Source organism: Paenibacillus sp. S28 (genome assembly GCF_016624415.1).
In the GTDB taxonomy this organism is placed as follows: Bacteria; Bacillota; Bacilli; order Paenibacillales; family Paenibacillaceae; genus Paenibacillus_AQ; species Paenibacillus_AQ favisporus.
This window is the reverse complement of record NZ_JACVTM010000002.1, coordinates 495,797-512,629: the sequence shown is the minus strand read 5'-3', so window position 1 is coordinate 512,629 and position 16,833 is coordinate 495,797. Positions and strand designations below refer to the sequence as shown.

Sequence of the window (16,833 nt, the reverse complement as noted above, 5' to 3'; positions counted from 1 at the left end):
CTCATCCTCCCATTCTATGCTTAAAGCCGTAAGCCACTCTTGTTTACAACATTTGTCTACTATTAATAATGCCTCAAATCCGGGCCTCCGTCAATGAAGCAGGGGACCCCTGACGGAGCCCCCTGTGCGCTTAGATTTTATTTAAAGTAGGATGCCAGCTGGTCTAGCATCAGATTGGCCGCAAGGACCCCGCCTGCGGTGTTCCAGATGGCGTCGTCCACGCGGTGCGCGTTGCCTTTCTTGACCACCTCAAGGTTTTTCCAAAGTTTGTCTTCGGTCCATTCCTTCTCCATCTTGCTGCCTTCGCCGTCGCCGGTTTCATAGGTAAAGTAGAACAAAATGTCGCCGTTCATGTCCGGAATGCGCTCTTTGCCGACATCGTCGGAGAATCCGGGATTATCCTGCACCGCCGGACGGGCGAGGCCCACTTCCTTCAAAATGATGCCGGAGAACGTATCGTTATAGTAAATCCGTGCCTTGCCCGGCATAAACCGGACCATCGACACTTTCGTGCTCAATTTGTCGCCGATCTGCGCTTTCACGTCAGCCACATGCTTATCATAGTCGGCCAGTACCTGGTCGCCCTTCTCTTTCTCATCGACCGCATCGGCCCACAGCTTGAAGTTATCCTTCCACTCACCGCGGAGCGTTTCGGAAAATACGGTTGGAGCGATGGCGGACAGCTGCTCATAAATTTTCTCCTGGCGCATTTTCGTGCCCAGGATGAGGTCCGGTTCGAGCGCAGCGATCGCTTCCACGTTCGGCTGGCCCTCGTCGCCTACATTTTCTACGCCCTGCATTTGATCCTTAATATGCGGATACCATGGATCGCCGGTCCAAGATTTGACGGCACCCACCGGTTTGATGCCCATGGACAGCAGTGCCTCGGTTCCTTCGTTGGTCAAAACGACGATTTTCTTCGGATGTGCGGGTACTTTGACCTGCCCCATAACCGTCTCTATCGTGCGGTCTGCATCGTTCGCAGCTCCCGCTTCCGTACTGCTCTCTCCTGTACTTCCGGAAGCGGTGCTGCCGCTGCCGCTGTCTTTGCCGCATGCGGACAGTACCAGCACAGCAGCCAACAGCATAAGTATAAGGCCGTTCCATTTTCTCATAAGTAAAAGCTCTCCCCTTCTAATCTCCTGATAATGATTCTCAGTATCGTCCTAATCCTAATTCATAGCGCCTGTAATGTCAATAAACTTCCTGTATGGAAGTGCAAATAACAGATATTGAAATTGAGAATCAGCCTCATTGACAAGCCTATGCGCTCCACTTAAACTTTAATATGTTACTTAGAATGAACTAAAGAAATGAATGATATAGGCCGTATCAGGCTCTTATAACAGGAAGTTCAATGCACAACTTTAGTTCAATCTACTTATTTACAGCCTGATTGAAAAGAGGGGTATGCCGTGCAGCCGGAATGGTTACATAGATCATCTGCCAAATGGACCGGTTTGATCGCAGGGCTCGTCCTCCTGCTCTTATGTGTTGCTGCGAGCATCCTCTTAGGCGTGCACAGCACCAATTGGAGGGAAGTTGTCGAAGCCTTTACTTCGTTTAATGGAAGCAATGAGCACATTATCGTCCGGGACGTCCGCGTGCCGCGCGCGCTGATCGCCGCCTTCGTCGGCGGAAGCCTGGGAATTTGCGGCGTGCTGCTGCAATCCCTGACCAAAAATCCGCTTGCGGATGCTGGGATATTCGGCATTAATGCCGGCGCCTCCCTGCTTGTCGTAGCTTCATTTGTCCTGCTCGGCGTCAGCTCGCTCGCTTCCTTCACCTGGATCGCTTTCCTCGGGGCGGCTGTCAGCTGCCTGTTCGTATTTATTCTCGGCTCCGCCGGGAGGCAAGGCTTAACGCCGCTGAAAATCACGCTCGCCGGGGCGGCCATTACCGCCTTCTGCAGCTCGCTGACCAACGGCATGCTCATCATTAGCGGCCGGGCCATGGAGGAAGTGCTGTTCTGGATGTCCGGTTCCGTTGAAGGACGGAGCCTGAGCATTTTGCTGGGGCTTCTGCCTTACATGCTTGCCGCCTGGGTCGTCGCCCTTCTCATCGCGTCGTCCGTCAACACGCTCATGCTCGGCGAGGATGTAGCACGCAGCCTGGGCCAGAAAACCGTACTACTCAAGCTGACCATGGGACTGCTTATCGTCGTGCTGGCAGGCAGCTCGGTCGCCGTCGCCGGACCGATCGGGTTTGTCGGGCTCGTTATCCCGCATATCGCCAGAGCCCTCGTCGGCCGGGATACCCGCTGGCTGGTCGCCTACAGCGCGCTGCTGGGCGGCATTCTGCTCCTTCTTGCGGATATTGCGTCCCGCTTTATCGCCATGCCCAAGGAGATCCCCATCGGCGTCATGACGGCGATCTTCGGAGTGCCATTCTTCATCCACGCTGCGAGAAAGGGGTTGCTTCGCCAATGAGCCGTTCATCCAGACCGAAAGGCCCCATCAGCGTCCGCATGGGCGGGGATGCGGTTTCCTTTCTCACATCGAAGCGCCAGATTGCCATCCTGTGCATTCTAGCCATTGTCCTTTTACTTGCGGTCATCATCAGCATCGGCTTCGGCACCAAATACGTGAATCCCTGGGAGGTGACCCAGGCGATCTTCGGCCAAGGGAACAAGCTGGACGTTGTGGTCGTGCAGAAGCTCAGGCTTCCCAGAGTCATTGTCGGTGCATTGGTCGGGGCCTGCCTCGCCATGTCCGGGGCGATCACGCAGGGATTGATCCGTAATCCGCTGGCTTCTCCGGACGTCATGGGCGTCACGAGCGGCGCCTCTGTCGCGACGACGGCCATCATTACGCTGATTCCGTCGGCCAGCGTCTTCTGGCTGCCGCCGGCCGCCTTTGTCGGCGCCGCGCTCACCACGCTGCTGATTTATGTGCTCTCGTGGAAAAAGGGCGTCAACCCGCTCATGCTGGTCCTGATCGGCGTCGGCATCGGGGCGGTCGCTTCGGCCATCTCCACGATGCTGCTCGTCACAGGCCCGACCGACGTCGCCCAGAAAGCCTTCAACTGGCTGCTGGGCAGCGTGTACGGCAGTTCCTGGAAGCATGTCAACATGATGCTGCCCTGGTTCATCGTGCTGGGCGTGCTCAGCCTGATCTTCGCCCGACGCATCAACATGCTGCAGCTCGGCGACGACTTGGCCGCCGGGGCCGGCAGCCGGGTGGAGCGCGACCGGACGATCCTGCTCTTCACGGCCGTCGGGCTTGCCGGTGCGGGCATCTCCGTCGGCGGAGCGATCGGCTTTGTCGCCCTCCTCGCCCCCCACATCGCCCGGAAGCTGATCGGATCGTCTTACGGCTCCCTGCTTCCGGCCAGCGCTCTAAGCGGGGCCATCATCGTTGTCGTGGCGGATGTCCTCGCCCGCAACCTGTTCAACCCGCTGGATATTCCGGTCGGCGTGTTTACATCGGCTGTCGGCGCGCCGTTCTTCATATTTCTGTTATGGAAGAGCCGCAGCTCTTCCTAGTGCAATACGGCAGCGAATGCATTATAAAAAAGACAAAGAAGACCCCCATCTACCGCAGCTGCAGTGGATGGGGGTCTTTTCATTGCCTATAAGAATAAGAAAGAATAATTGCTGTCTTCCGTAAACATGATCCGTTTACCGCTTTCGTTTACTGCTTCATCTGAGGCATCGGCATCAGGAGCAGGTTAATCGGCAGGTTGCTGCCCGGCGCCGCCGTGTACCAAATTTCTACGCTTTGCTCATAGTTTCCGGTACGGTACAGAACGCTCGTTTCGTTCGGGGCGTTGACATCCTGGGTGTTGTTCGCTGCCTGAACCTGTTGGCCGTTAACCAGAAAAATGCCGTTGTATACGCCGCCGCGAGGGTTAAGCGTAATCAGCGTATTCGGAGCGACGTGGTTCAGCTTGATTTTGTACAATACACCAAAGTTGCCTGCATTCGAAGCTTCGGTTCCATAGATCCCGTCCAGTCCCTTCAGGTTCGGATCGATGTTATTGTCGCCGAGAACGATACGTGTCTCGGTGCTGCCAAGCACTTCGTCGGTCGACATGTTCACGACGGAATTCGGATACGTGCCCCGGTTGTGTACGTCGCGGTCAAGGGCCGGAAGGAATGGCAGCGACTGCAGCGGATCCTTCGTGGCGTCGAGCATAATGACGCTGTATTTTACCGGATAGTTGCTGAATGCGTCCGCCAGAACGGAAATGCCTTCACCCGGCTTCATTTTAATGTTGTTGATGTTCGTCATAATGACCTTGCTCTCGCCAGGGGCGAGGGTGATATCCTGACGGCCCGAACCGCTCGTCATGGAATCAAAGTAGCGCATCACGGATGCTCTGCCGTGGCCCGTCGCATACGGGCTAGGTCCCCCCATGCCGAAGTTCTGGATGTTGATCGTGCTGCTCATATCCAGCATCGTGTTGGTGGCGATGACGTAAACCTGCATGTTTTTATTCGTAGCATTGACATGGTGGAGCATAAACCGGGTGCTTCCGAGCGCCGTTTCCTGATACAGGAGGCCTTCGGAATATACCGTCTCCGGACTGTTGCTGCGGATCAGCGTGGCTGGATCGGAAGTTGTCGTAAAGGTCGCCGTTTTCCAGCTAGGCACCGATCCGCCGTTGAACGTAAATTTGTCTCCCACCGGCGTAAAGAGCTTGTTGAAATCGTCTTCGGTGTACAACGTTTCGTTCGTAATGACGACGGTTTTCTGGAATTCGCTTACCGCGCCGTGTTTGTCCGTTACTTTGAGCCGGATCGTCTGCGGTCCAGGCTGGAAGAACGCCTTGCGGTCGTTCAGCCATTCGCGGCTGACGATCGCGTCTTCATCATCCGTACTCTGGTCGGTAATGGTGATCAGTTCACCCATTTTGTATTGTTCTTTGTCGGTTGTAAAACTGGCCACCGGCGGCTCGTTCGGCTTGATCACGTTCACCGTGATGCTGTACGGATCACTCCACTGTCCGCTGGAATCCTGAACATAGTGAGTCACTGTATGCGGTCCGGCTTCTTGGAAAATGTCCTCTTTCCCTTCCCAGCGCTCGTCAACAATTGGCAGTCCGTTTGGAGAGGTCGCTTGGGAAATGTAGTTCACCGTCGTCTCACCTGCAAAAATTTCAGTTGGACCAACGCTGAACGTGGCTACCGGCTTCGTCGACAGGTTCAGAATGACGCGCTTTCCGGGCTGGTCGACCGTGTAAGGAATGCCAAGCGCCTGTGTGATCGACGTGAGCGGGACCATAAACGTATTTTTGTACTGATACGCAGGGCCCTTCATCGGTTTCGCCGCTCCGTTAACACGGTAGCTGCTGCTGTTCGTTTTGAACCGGAGCTCGTTGTTATCTTTAATAATAATCGTTTCTTTCGTCTTGGCGTCATATGTCAGCTTCAGGCCGACGCGCTCCACCATGGCGCGGATCGCCACGTAAGATACGCCGTTCTTGACGGCCATCGGCTGGCCGGCCAAGTACAGTTTGCCGTCCTGGTACATTTTGTTGCTGTTCATCATGAGGATCAGCTGGCCGGCCTGACCGGTTGTCGTGCTTCCCGTCGCCGTAATTCCCTGCGGATCGGTAGTTGTTGCCGTGCCGCCTGCCGTACCTTCGGACTGTCCTTCGTTTCCTTGCGTGCCTGCATTTTGGCCGTCCGCCGCTTGGCCACCGTCATTCGCGTTCCCGGTGCTGCCATCGGTTTGACCGGAAGTACTTGTTCCGTCTGTCGTGCCGCCGTTCTGGTCAGCGCCTTGCCCAGTGTTACCTGTGTTTCCGGTCGTTCCCGCGGTTCCCGAGCCTGTGGAGTCTTGGCCGGAAGTTGTCGTAGTGGTGCTTGTACCGCTTTCAGTTCCCGTCGTGCCTTTCGTTCCCCCTGCATTTCCGGTTGTACCCGTCGTGCTGGACGTGCCTGCAGTTCCTGTTGTTCCGTCCGTGCTTGCAGCGCCCGAATTGCTGGAATTGCCAGTATTGTTCGTGCTGCTCGTGATGTTATTGGTGACTGCGCTTGCCGCTGCATTGTCTACACCTTGGACCGTTCCCGCATTTTGCTGGACCTGTACCGCGGTTTCCGCGCCGGCCGGCAAGACCAGAGCGGTTTGTGATGCAGCTAACACTGCAATCATGGTCAATTTCTTGAAATTCATCTCCAGACTCCTTCTACTCCCATTTTTAAATCACGTTCTCTTCTAGCGAGCCTCCCGACCCCATACAAAAAAAGAGGCTGAAGCTAGTTCCCCCCGACATCAGATCCATCAAGCTTATTTTTTTTCTGATATCATTGAAAAGACATAGTATTAGACGCTTCATTCCCCGAAAAGTTGCTCTCGATTTTACAGATCTGCAAAAGAAAAAAGGAAGGATATCCCAAATGGACATCCAACCTTTGGTAAATCTATACCGCATACCTTTTTCTTGCGGATTATCACGCTCACTAGGACGCCGTGGTTTGACTGCCAAGGCTAACCGGCAGCGTCCCTCCGGCCTTAGCATGCCCCGTTAGAATGGAAGCCAGCCCTTCCATAAAATAAGGCGTATTTTCGTAGCAGCACAGGTATGCCGGCGAGGCCGGTACCGCCGCCAAATCGTACGGGTTGCGCGTGGAGGCCACCACGAGCCGCTGCGGCTGAAGCGCGATCAGCCCTTCGACGAGCCTGCGCTGACCTGAAGGAAGCTCGCTGCCGGCCGTGTATGTGGCGACGACGACCTGACGATATCCTTGGGCGGCGGCCAGCACCTTTTCGACCTCGTGCAGGTCCGGCTCCGCGCTGATCGTCAGCTCATTTACGTCCTGTATGTATTCCGACAACGCCTGCCCGAGGGTCTTCGCTTCCGTCCATGGCTCATCCACCTGTGTTTCCGAGCGGAGCTCCGGCCACACGACAAGAACCCGCTGGTCCTCCTGAAGCGGAAGCTGGGCTTCGTCTTTGACGAGCGTAATGCTGCCCGCTGCCACTTCCCTCAGCAGCCGTTCAGTTTCCGGCTTTTCGTGCCGTTCAAGAAAGGCTGGCGTGCTTTCATGGGTACCCGAAGGCTGCAGCCGCTTCTCCTTCAGCTTCAGGACCCGGTTCACGGCAGCGTCAATAACGCTCTCCGGAATTCTTCCGCTGAGCACAGCCGCCGTGACCACTTCAATCGCTTCGATTTGATCCTGAAGCGTATGGCTGACCAGGACGATGTCCGCTCCCGCTTCCACGGCAAGCACCGCGCTTTCGCCCACGCCAAAATGCTTGGCAATCGCGTGCATTTCCAGGCAGTCGGTCACGATGACGCCCTCGTAACCGAGCTGCTCGCGGAGCAGGCCGGTGAGCACCGCTTTGGACAGCGTCGCCGGAACCGCCTCCTTCTCGATGGCCGGGAAGACGACATGTGCCGTCATAATGACGTCCACCCCGTCCCGGATCGCCCGGACGAACGGCTTCAGCTCCACCTCGCGCAGCCGCTCCATGCCTTGCTCTACCGATGCCAGCCCCAGATGGCTGTCGACGCTGGTATCGCCATGCCCCGGAAAATGCTTCGCTGCCGCCGATACGCCGTGCTCCTGGTACGCCCGAATGGCGGCCGAGCCGTGCTCAGCCACCTGCTCCGGATCTTCGCCGAACGATCGGACGCCGATGACCGGATTCCGCGGGTTGTTGTTCACGTCAAGCACTGGCGCGAAGTTCATATTGATCCCCAGCGCATGCAGCTCCTGGGCACTGATGGCGGACACCCGGTAGGTAAAATCCGGGTTTCCGGTCGCCCCAAGTGACATGTTTCCCGGAATGCGGCTCACCCTGCGATGGTCGATGCGGGCCACCATGCCGCCTTCCTGGTCGATGGCGATCCACAGCGGCAGCTTCCCCTGCTTCGCAGCCATCTCCTGCAGGGAGGAAGACATCGCGGCCACCTGTTCCGGCTCGCCGATGTTCCGGCGGAAATAGATGACGCCGCCTACATGGTACTCTTCGATCAGACGGCGGATTTGCTCATCCGGCTCCTGCGCGTGGAACCCGCAGATGAACATTTGCCCGATTTTTTGCTCAAGCGTTAGATCCGATACTAACATGACATGCCCTCTCCCTATTCATATATTGCTCCGCCGATACGTCAGCTACCCCGCCGTTCTTCCCTTCGTCTGGTCACGGAATTCGGACGGTGTCAGCCCGGTATGACGCTGGAACACTTTGGTAAAGTACCTCCGCTCCTGGTAGCCGATGCTGCTGCCGATTTGCGTGATGCTTTTGTCGCTGTGGGTAAGGAGATATTTAGCGGTTTCGATCCGCTTCCCTGTCAAATATTCGACAAAGGTGACGCCGAGATGATTTTTGAACAGCAGGCAAAAATAGCTGCAGCTGATGCCCAGGTGTCCCGCCAGCTCCTCGATGCCCAGATCGCTGCCCAGCCGCTCGCCGATATAAAGAATCGCTTCCGACATCAGCTGCTGCGGGGTCTTTCTTGCCCCACTGTCGCTGCTGTCCTCCTCAATCCGGGCGACGGTCACCTGGAACGGATCGCTGCGCCGTTTCCGGAGAATATCCTCACGGGCGGAGCGAATCGTATTCTCGAGCTCCTTGTAGTGGATCGGCTTGCAGATGTACTCCCTGACATTATACTTGATCGCCTGCCGGGCATACTCAAATTCCTGATATCCCGTCAGCAGAATGATTTCGGCGGCGGATCCGCCTTTGCGCAGCTCGCCGATCAGGGTCAGTCCGTCCATCACCGGCATGCGAATGTCGCACAGCACGATATCGGGGGTATGGAGACTGCAAATGTCCAGCGCCTCCTGTCCGCTCCGGGCGGTGTACACCTGCATCTGCATGTCGTTCCACGGAATAACGCTCTTCAGATTGTTCAGAATCGGGGCTTCATCATCAACCAGCAGCACGTTCAGAATCATCCATGTCCCTCCACTCGTTGTCTGGTATGATACATTGGATTATCGTTCCGGTGGTCCCGGACGAACAAATGAACAACCCGTATACATCGCCGTAGTGAATCCGGATGCGGTCGGCCACGCTGCGTACGCCGAGTCCCCTCCGCTCGTGGTTTACCTGCATATCCTTCGCTTCCGGCGGTTCCCCGCCATCGCTCTTCATGTATTCAAAAGCCGCCAGCTGCCGCGGACTGATGCCGATGCCGTTGTCCTGTACCTGCAGAACGAGCCGGCCGCGCTCTTTCCAGCAGGACACATAAATCATGCCCTTATAGCCGATCCCTTCAAAGCCGTGCTGGATGCAGTTCTCGACGAGCGGCTGCAGGGTCAGCTTCAGCACGCTGCGGCTCCGCAGCTCCGGCGGAATATCGATCTCATATTCAAACAAATCCTGAAACCTGAATTTCTGGATTTCCAAATAGCTCTGCAAATGCTCGATTTCCTGGCCAAGCGTAATCTCCTCATTGTCCTGGATGCTGATCCGCAAAATGTTGCCAAGCCGGTGAACCATTTCGCTGACCTTCTCCCCTTCGTTCTGAACCGCAAGGACGTTGATCGACTCGAGCGTATTGAACAGAAAATGCGGCTTGATCTGGGCCTGGAGCACCCGCAGCTCCGCCTTCGCCTTCTGCTTCTGCTCCTTCTGGATCTGTTGGAACAGGCCGTTGACCCGTTCAACCAGATCGTTAAAGCCCTTTGCCAGAATATGCAGCTCGTCTTTGCCCCGGTGATGCACCTGGACATTGAAGTCCCCGCCTTCCACTTTACGCATGAAGCGGACGATGACCGCGATCGAGCCGGTAATCCGGTTCATGAAGACCATGTTGAAGGTCACCGCCGCCAAAAGGCAGACGAGCGTAATGCCGATAAACCATTTGGCAAAGACCAGCGTTTCCTGTGACAGGGAGCTCCACGAAGTGACGGAAACGAGACTCCAATTGTATTCTTTCATATGATAAATCGAAACGATGCTTTTTTCCCCGTTAAACGCCGTCTTGAAGCTCTGAAAATCACCGCCGAACTTGACGTCCCTCTTCATCACGGACTGGATGGGCTGGCCGTCCAGCACTTTATTCGGATCATACAGAATAAGTCCTTTATCGTTCACGAGCATAAAATCGGTGGACTGCATATCTCGGTTTAAAGACAGGTTGCGGAAGATCAGCTCGATATCCCAGTTTTTGATTTGGGTCACCAAAATCCCGATATTTTTAAAATAGCTCAGCTCCTTGATGAGCCGAATTTGTGTAAACACCGGGTCGGATCCGGTGATTTCCGGGTATTCATGCGGTCCGAGCCATTTGGGGACCCCGTTCAAGGCCATAACTTCTTGATATAACGGATGGGCTTTAAACTCTTCGAATGACAGCGTATTAAAGTCTTCTTTGGTGAAAATAGAGACCGTGCTCGACGGCCCGCTGCCCTGCAGGTTGTACAGATAGGCATAACTGATGGCAGGATGGTTGTACAGCAGGCTCCGGAAGTTGCGCTGGCTGTTGTTCAGGTTCAGCTGCTCGGCATCGTTCAAATCCTGTTTGGTCGGGTCCTTGGCGATGAGCGCCATATGAAACACCGAGGTCGCGATGCCGTTATCCGTCACGTTGTCCATCTGCTTCAGCACGCTGTTGATGCTGTAGCTGATGGCTTTAAGGGAATATTCCGTCTGCCGGCTGTATTTGGTCTCAATCGAGTGAGAGGTCACCATAAAGGTGACGACGCCCAGCACGCACAGCGGAACGATGATCAGTGTAACAAATGCCGTAAACAATTTTACCCGCAAATTCATTGGCATTCATCCGTTTCTTCGCATGTTATCCCTTAACACTGCCTGCTGTAACACCTTCAATGATTTTCTCCTGAAGGATCGCGTAAATCACGATGACCGGTACGACGCTGTAGACGATGCCGGCTGACATCTGCGCGTAATTCATCTGGTATTGATCCCGGAACTGCACCATCCCGACCGGGAGGGTCCGCAGCGAATCATCGGAGAGGAAGTAGTTGGCTAGCAAAAATTCGTTCCAGTTGCCGAGGAAGTTCACGATAAACACCGTAACCATGGCCGGAACCGTCAGGGGTACGACAATTCTAGCAAATATACCCTGGGCTTTCAACCCGTCCATGACGGCTGCTTCCTCGATTTCGCCGGGCAGGGACCGCATGAACGCCGCCAGAATGATGACCGAGAACGGGAGCGCGTTGGCGATGTACGGAATGATGAGCGCCAGATGCGTATCCAGGATCCCAAGCTTGCGCACGAGCAGATAAATCGGAAGCATAAGCGCGTTGTTCGGGATGAGCATGCCGACCAGGATCAGGCCGGACAGCAGCGCGCTGATTTTGAAATGCCGCATGCGGGTGATCGCAAACGCAAACATCGCGGCGATCAGGATCGATACGACGGCCGACAGAATCGAGATATACAGGCTGTTGAAAAAATAGGTGCTGATCTTGGCGTTGACCCATGCCTCCACGTAATTACCTAGCGCAAACTGCTTTGGTATGCCGAACGGGTTCAGGGCGATCGCATTGTTATCCTTTTTGACCGAAGAGAAAAGCACGAACAGGAACGGAAAAAGAATAACCAATAAGTAGGCCATCAGGACGATGTGGGGCAGCAGTTTTTTGAGCCTGGTCATCAGTATTCAATCCTTTCGCTGCGCCTTGCAATCAACAGTTGGTACAGGGCGGTCAGTATTAATGTAAAGACGAAGATGAGAACAGAAATGCTGTTGCCGTACCCGTATTTGAAGTTGGTAATGGCATATTTGATCATGTAGGTGGCCATCACGTCGGTCGAACCCGCCGGTCCGCCCTTCGTCATGACGATGACGATGTCCGCGGCTTTCATCGCACCGGCGATGGACAGCATAATGACGACGGAGATGATCGGCTTAATGAGCGGCAGCGTAATGGAGAACGCCCGCTGTACAGCCGTTGCGCCGTCGATGGCGGCGGCTTCGTCCAGCTCGCGGGGAATGGAAATAATGGCGGCGAGCACCATGACGATATAAAAGCCGGTCCACTGCCAGGCATTGGTAATCAGGATGGACAGCATCGCGTATTTTTCGTCGGACAGCCAATATAGCGGTTCGATGCCGAACACTTTCAGGATATTGTTCAGCAGCCCGATGTTCGGCTCATAAATAAATCCCCAGAGGATGCCGATCACGGCCGTGGACATGATCGAAGGCAAAAATACCGCCGTCTTGTACAGCCCCTTCAGTTTTTTGACATGGGCGATCAGAAGCGAAAAAAAGACGATCAGCGGCACTTGGATCCCGCAGGAAAACAAAATGAAATAGCCGTTGTTTCGGACCGCGGTCCAAAACCGCTTCTCCGTCAGCGCCTTCACGAAGTTGTCGAAGCCGATGAATTTCGGATCGCTGGATACGCCGTTCCAGCTCGTCAGGCTGTAACGGATCGAGCTTACAATCGGATACAGAAAAAACATGGCAAACAAAATCAAGCAGGGAAGAATAAACAGGACGTAGAGCGCAGGATTCTTCAATGCTTTGTTCATGGAGTTCCTCCCAACGCGGGCGCTTGGTCGTCCGCCCGAAAAAATGTCATGCTCCCTCAGACTTGAGGGGGTTGAGTAAAAAACAGGTGCCCCGGTTTGACCCGAGGCACACCGCATCAGTTGCCGTTATTCTTCCAGGGAATTCGCTTCCTCTTGTGCCTTCTGGAGCGCTTCGCCCATCTTCTCAGGCGTCGTCTGGTTGCCGATCAGCTTTTGAATCTGAATGTTGCTGATTTCCGTCGTCACGTCAGCCTGTACGAGCGAATCGAATGCCGGGAAGGAGGATTGGGCCGTGTTCAGCACGTCGACGATTTGCTTCATCAGATCGTCGGTAATGCTCGACTCCAGCACAGATGCGTCCAGCTTCATGGCCGGCAGGACCCCGTCTTCCACCAAGCCGCGGATCTGCATTTCCTCATTGAACATGTTCTTGATAAAGGCTTTCACCGCTTCCAGCTTGCGCGGATCCTTGGCGACAGCGGACGAGAAGCCGTAGCCGTTGTTGACGTCGCGCATCAGCGCCGTCTGATCGCCTACGCCGCCGTCCACCGGCGGAAGGTTGAAGAAGCCGACTTTACCGATCATGCCTTCGCCGGATTCCCCTTGCTTGAACACCGAAGACTTCCACGTTCCGTCATACATCAAAATGGCTTCCCCGCTCGTAAATTGGGTCGTGTACTCGGCGTATTCAAAGCCCAGCTCGCCCTTTTTGAAATAGCCCTTGTCGACCCATTCCTTATGCTTCGCAAACGCCTTGACCATGTTCGGGTCGTTCCATTTGGCTTCGCCGGTAGCGAATTTGTTCGTAATGTCCGGTCCCGCGTAGCGCGACCACAGATGGTTGGTCAGCATCAGCGGCACCCAGCCTGCCTTGGAAGCTGCCGCCATAGGCACCTTGCCGTCGGCCTTGATCGCGGCCAGCTGCTCTTCCAGCTCGGCGAACGTTTTAGGCGGCGCCCAACCCTTTTTATCGTAATACTCCTTGTTATAGAAGAAGCCTTCGCCAGATCCGCCGATCGGCAGTCCGTAGACTTTACCTTCGTAAGTGAACGGCTCGAGCGAGCTGAACTTATCCTTGATCCCCAGCTCCTCAATGATCGGCGTCAAATCAAGCAGCTTGCCCTCTTTGGCGTACACTTTGGAATCGGGGCTGCCGAACAGGTCGAAAATATCCGGCGGATTGCCTGCCGCCATTTCGCCGCGCAGCTTCTCTTTCCGGTTGACGTCGGATTCCACGCCATCCAGCTTGAACGTTAACCCTTCGATTTCGCCCTCCGTCTTTTTTACGACGTCCTGCAAAATGGCAAAACGCTTCTCTTTGTCCTGGCCAACCTGCGTATGTCTCAGTGTCAGCTCGAACGGTTCGGCCTTTTGCGCTTCCTCCGTCTTCGGCTCCGTTCCCGATGAACCCCCGCCCGTCTCTCCGGCCGATTTGTTATCGCTTCCACAACCGGATAACGCGAGCGACGCCGCAAAACATAACGAGATCAGCAGCATCAAACTTCTTTTCATCTTCATCTGCTTAAGCCCCCTTAGCAATCTGGTTTACATGCTTAATTATAAGAAGCGGCCGCCAGATCCGTAAGGAGAATATTCCGCTAATGCAGGGGGAAAATCCTCTACACCAAGTGAAAATAATCACATTGTTAGAAATTTGACACTTTTCGCCGGCCCGGCGCGCACTCAGCCGCTCGTATTCCCGCTATAATATGGATAAAGGCAATCACATTACAGAAAGCCAAAAAGGGGAAATGAACGATGAGCACACTGCCTGCACTCGAGGACACGGTCCGGAATACATGCTGCTTCTCGGACGCCAACTTCACACGGATGCTTTCCATGATGACGGAAATAAAGATGCCTGCGGGTTCCCACCTGTTCTGGGAAGGGGATGCTGCCGACAGATTTTACTATATCTACAGCGGATGCGTTAAATTAAGCAAATCCTCGGTCGAAGGGAAAGAGCTTATCGTCTATATGTATACAAGCGGCGATATCGTCGGCCAGGCCGACCCGATCGGCAGCCGTACGCACAGTTATACCGCCGAGGTGCTTGAGGACAGCGTCGTCGGCGTGATCGACCAGCAGGATATGGAATTCCTCATTTGCCAGGACGGCGCTTTTGCGATGGACTTTATGAAATGGATGGGCAACCATCACCGCCTCACGCAGACCAAGTTCCGGGATCTCATGATGTACGGCAAGCCCGGCGCGCTTTGTTCGACACTGATCCGGCTCGGCAATACGTATGGAGAACATGCCGGAGGACGTATCATCATCCATAAAAAGCTTACCAACACGGATCTGTCGAACCTGATCGGAGCTACACGCGAAAGCGTCAACCGGATGCTGGGCGACCTCCGCAGATGCGGTGCGGTGGACATTGTGGACGGCCTGATTGTCATTAACGACATTTCTCATCTGCAGGGCATCTGTCACTGTGAGTATTGCCCGAAGGAAATATGCCGGATTTAAGAGAAATCATCGCTTCCCTCTGCGTGCAGCGCAGGGGGTTTTTCATTGCGCTAAAAGGAGGCTGTATCCCTTCGATTCCTTTCTCCCCCTCTAATTATTCTCTTTTCACCCTTCCAAATACCTATATTCATTAAAGCGCTTTCTTCATATACTATTAAATGATTCTTAAGACCTATATATAATGCGGAATAAAGAACCGATCAATTGGATAGCACCTATTTCCAAGGACTCATCCACTACGCAGATCTACCTATTATGTCGTGGGCCTGCTATCAGACTACAGATCCTTGTAAGGAGGACTGAGATCCGCCAAAACCAGGAACATCATAAGTATTACCCGCTGCCAGATCTGGTCATAAGGAATCGTGTTTGTCGTGAAAGAGGGTCCATCGAATCAGGTAGTACCGCACATCACATAAAGGAGTGTACGATTGTCATGTCAAGTAAATATTCATTGCGTTCAGGATGGATTGCCGCCTTCGTTGTATTATGGTTTGCCGCGGGTCTCTTCCCCGGAAATGAGGCTAAAGCGGAAGGTTACACCAAAGCCACCTGGCTGTGGAACACGGTGCTGATCAAGACGGAAGCCAAGGAGATGCTGAAATTTTCGGCCGATCACGGCGTCCGTACGATTTATCTCCAGACCAACAGCGATATTCCTGCTTCCTACTATAAGAGCTTCATTAAACAGGCCGGAGCTTTGGATATCCGGGTCGATGCGCTCAGCGGCGCCCCGTCCTGGGGACTTACGTCGGAACGTTACAAAATCACAAGCTTCCTCGATTGGGTGAAGGCGTACCAGAACGGCGCTGCAGAGGACGAGAAGTTCCAGGGCGTTCATGTCGACATCGAACCCCACGTGCTGCCTCAATGGAAGTCGGACCAGACCTCGGTCATCCGCCAATGGCAGGAGAACGTCCAGTATTTAACCGATAATGTGCGTGAAATGAATCTTCCAGTTGCCGCCGATATTCCGTTTTGGCTCTGCAACTATACGACAGCGGACGGAACAAGCACGCTGAGCCGCTTCATGATCAGCCAATATGACGCCGTTGCGATCATGTCCTACCGGGATACCGCCGACGGCATCTACAGCACCGCCAAGCGCGAACTGGAAGAGGCGAACTATCTCGGCAAGCCGGCCTTTGCTTCTGTCGAAACGAAACCGAGCAGCGAAGGCGAATTTATTACCTTCTATGAGGAAGGAAAAGCTTATATGGACTCCCAGCTGGGCAAGCTGCAGCAATTGGCGCAGGTCAATACCTCATTCGCAGGGGTGTCCGTTCACGACCTCGACGGCTGGAGATCGCTTAATGACTAACCCGAACCGCAGAAAAGCCCCTGAGTGCCTGAATAAACGGCGCCCGGGGGCTTTGTCTTTATTTATGCGACCGGATCGATCTGTACGGCAGCCTGCTTGCCGCTCACCTGGATGCCTGTTTTGGCGCGGCCCCACTCCTTTAATTCCCGAACCAGGTCCTCCAGCAGGACCTTGGCGGCGGCGCCCTCCTTGCCCTGCACCCGGACCACCAGCATGACGGCATTTCCCGCTTGTAATATTCGCGCGGCCTGCTGCTTCTTCGTATCCAGATCGTGCTCCTCGATGTTCGGGGTCAGCCGGATCTCCTTCACCTTTACTACCCGGTCGGAAGATTTGGCTTTGGCTGCCTGGGCTTCCTTCTTGGCGTCGGCGGCAGCCACCAGCCGGCAAGGCGGCGGACTGCTCATCAGCGACGTGCAGACGAGGTCTACTTTCAGCTTGCGGGCCATGGCCAATGCTTCCCTGGTCGGGACGATTCCGATATCCTCGCCGTTCAAGCCGGTTAATTCCACCTCAGAAGCCTTGATCTTCTCATTCATCCACATAGGGGTACCCTTCCTTTTACACACGACATGTATCATTTAAACCAGACGTTCATTTCACATTCGCTGTCTGCCCAATTCG

Annotated in this window: 13 protein-coding genes; 4 read left to right on the top strand and 9 right to left on the bottom strand. The window is 54.7% G+C overall.

The window, feature by feature from the left end; translation table 11 throughout:
* Positions 1-137 precede the first annotated feature (137 nt).
* Complete coding sequence (locus IAE55_RS06740) at positions 138-1,115, bottom strand: ABC transporter substrate-binding protein (protein WP_200631456.1); 978 nt, start codon at positions 1,113-1,115, stop codon at positions 138-140.
* 300 nt (positions 1,116-1,415) lie between these two features.
* Here IAE55_RS06740 and IAE55_RS06735 point away from each other — a divergent pair, with 300 nt between their 5' ends.
* Together IAE55_RS06735 and IAE55_RS06730 are read left to right on the top strand one after the other, a co-directional pair.
* Entirely contained in the window at positions 1,416-2,429 is a 1,014-nt protein-coding gene (locus tag IAE55_RS06735) for a FecCD family ABC transporter permease (RefSeq protein ID WP_200631455.1), read from the top strand.
* Entirely contained in the window at positions 2,426-3,484 is a 1,059-nt protein-coding gene (locus IAE55_RS06730; RefSeq protein WP_234489330.1) for a FecCD family ABC transporter permease, read from the top strand. The genes IAE55_RS06735 and IAE55_RS06730 overlap by 4 nt, the downstream gene beginning before the upstream one ends.
* Positions 3,485-3,632: 148 nt before the next feature.
* Here IAE55_RS06730 and IAE55_RS06725 read toward each other — a convergent pair whose 3' ends face one another.
* The 7 genes from IAE55_RS06725 to IAE55_RS06695 all read right to left on the bottom strand — a co-directional run bounded on the left by IAE55_RS06725 (position 3,633) and on the right by IAE55_RS06695 (position 13,925).
* Entirely contained in the window at positions 3,633-6,119 is a 2,487-nt protein-coding gene (locus IAE55_RS06725) for a copper amine oxidase N-terminal domain-containing protein (RefSeq protein WP_145158373.1), read from the bottom strand.
* Positions 6,120-6,406: 287 nt separating this feature from the next.
* Positions 6,407-8,020, bottom strand: a complete 1,614-nt coding sequence (gene nagZ / locus IAE55_RS06720) for a beta-N-acetylhexosaminidase (RefSeq protein WP_200631454.1) — start codon at positions 8,018-8,020, stop codon at positions 6,407-6,409.
* A gap of 45 nt (positions 8,021-8,065) precedes the next feature.
* Positions 8,066-8,854: a response regulator transcription factor gene (locus IAE55_RS06715; RefSeq protein ID WP_234489329.1), complete on the bottom strand. Its 789-nt coding sequence runs from the start codon at positions 8,852-8,854 to the stop codon at positions 8,066-8,068.
* The gene (locus IAE55_RS06710; RefSeq protein WP_089548110.1) at positions 8,829-10,676 is read right to left on the bottom strand and encodes a cache domain-containing sensor histidine kinase; all 1,848 of its coding nucleotides are present in this window, start codon (positions 10,674-10,676) and stop codon (positions 8,829-8,831) included. The genes IAE55_RS06715 and IAE55_RS06710 overlap by 26 nt, the downstream gene beginning before the upstream one ends.
* 25 nt (positions 10,677-10,701) lie before the next feature.
* Positions 10,702-11,529, bottom strand: a complete 828-nt coding sequence (locus IAE55_RS06705) for a carbohydrate ABC transporter permease (protein ID WP_200631453.1) — start codon at positions 11,527-11,529, stop codon at positions 10,702-10,704.
* Positions 11,529-12,413, bottom strand: a complete 885-nt coding sequence (locus IAE55_RS06700; RefSeq protein ID WP_076169984.1) for a carbohydrate ABC transporter permease — start codon at positions 12,411-12,413, stop codon at positions 11,529-11,531. The genes IAE55_RS06705 and IAE55_RS06700 overlap by 1 nt, the downstream gene beginning before the upstream one ends.
* Positions 12,414-12,539: 126 nt before the next feature.
* Positions 12,540-13,925, bottom strand: a complete 1,386-nt coding sequence (locus tag IAE55_RS06695) for an ABC transporter substrate-binding protein (protein WP_181153019.1) — start codon at positions 13,923-13,925, stop codon at positions 12,540-12,542.
* A 246-nt stretch (positions 13,926-14,171) separates the two neighbouring features.
* Between IAE55_RS06695 and IAE55_RS06690 the strand changes: the two genes are divergently transcribed.
* Together IAE55_RS06690 and IAE55_RS06685 are read left to right on the top strand one after the other, a co-directional pair.
* Positions 14,172-14,888, top strand: coding sequence for a Crp/Fnr family transcriptional regulator (locus tag IAE55_RS06690; RefSeq protein WP_145158365.1), 717 nt, complete (start codon positions 14,172-14,174; stop codon positions 14,886-14,888).
* Between the two features lie 436 nt (positions 14,889-15,324).
* A complete protein-coding gene (locus IAE55_RS06685) occupies positions 15,325-16,209 on the top strand; it encodes a hypothetical protein (RefSeq protein ID WP_089548113.1) in 885 nt (294 codons plus the stop codon).
* A 62-nt stretch (positions 16,210-16,271) separates the two neighbouring features.
* Here the strand turns inward: IAE55_RS06685 and infC are convergent, their stop codons facing one another.
* A complete protein-coding gene (gene infC / locus IAE55_RS06680) occupies positions 16,272-16,754 on the bottom strand; it encodes a translation initiation factor IF-3 (RefSeq protein WP_089548114.1) in 483 nt (160 codons plus the stop codon).
* Positions 16,755-16,833 lie beyond the last annotated feature (79 nt).

Bases quoted from the DNA above. Each gene is read 5' to 3' on its own strand.
- IAE55_RS06740 (WP_200631456.1), bottom strand. From the start codon at position 1,115: ATGAGAAAATGGAACGGCCTTATACTTATGCTGTTGGCTGCTGTGCTG.
- IAE55_RS06730 (WP_234489330.1), top strand. From the start codon at position 2,426: ATGAGCCGTTCATCCAGACCGAAAGGCCCCATCAGCGTCCGCATGGGC.
- IAE55_RS06725 (WP_145158373.1), bottom strand. From the start codon at position 6,119: ATGAATTTCAAGAAATTGACCATGATTGCAGTGTTAGCTGCATCACAA.
- nagZ (WP_200631454.1), bottom strand. From the start codon at position 8,020: ATGTTAGTATCGGATCTAACGCTTGAGCAAAAAATCGGGCAAATGTTC.
- IAE55_RS06715 (WP_234489329.1), bottom strand. From the start codon at position 8,854: ATGATTCTGAACGTGCTGCTGGTTGATGATGAAGCCCCGATTCTGAAC.
- IAE55_RS06710 (WP_089548110.1), bottom strand. From the start codon at position 10,676: ATGAATTTGCGGGTAAAATTGTTTACGGCATTTGTTACACTGATCATC.
- IAE55_RS06705 (WP_200631453.1), bottom strand. From the start codon at position 11,529: ATGACCAGGCTCAAAAAACTGCTGCCCCACATCGTCCTGATGGCCTAC.
- IAE55_RS06700 (WP_076169984.1), bottom strand. From the start codon at position 12,413: ATGAACAAAGCATTGAAGAATCCTGCGCTCTACGTCCTGTTTATTCTT.
- IAE55_RS06695 (WP_181153019.1), bottom strand. From the start codon at position 13,925: ATGAAAAGAAGTTTGATGCTGCTGATCTCGTTATGTTTTGCGGCGTCG.
- IAE55_RS06690 (WP_145158365.1), top strand. From the start codon at position 14,172: ATGAGCACACTGCCTGCACTCGAGGACACGGTCCGGAATACATGCTGC.
- IAE55_RS06685 (WP_089548113.1), top strand. From the start codon at position 15,325: ATGTCAAGTAAATATTCATTGCGTTCAGGATGGATTGCCGCCTTCGTT.
- infC (WP_089548114.1), bottom strand. From the start codon at position 16,754: ATGTGGATGAATGAGAAGATCAAGGCTTCTGAGGTGGAATTAACCGGC.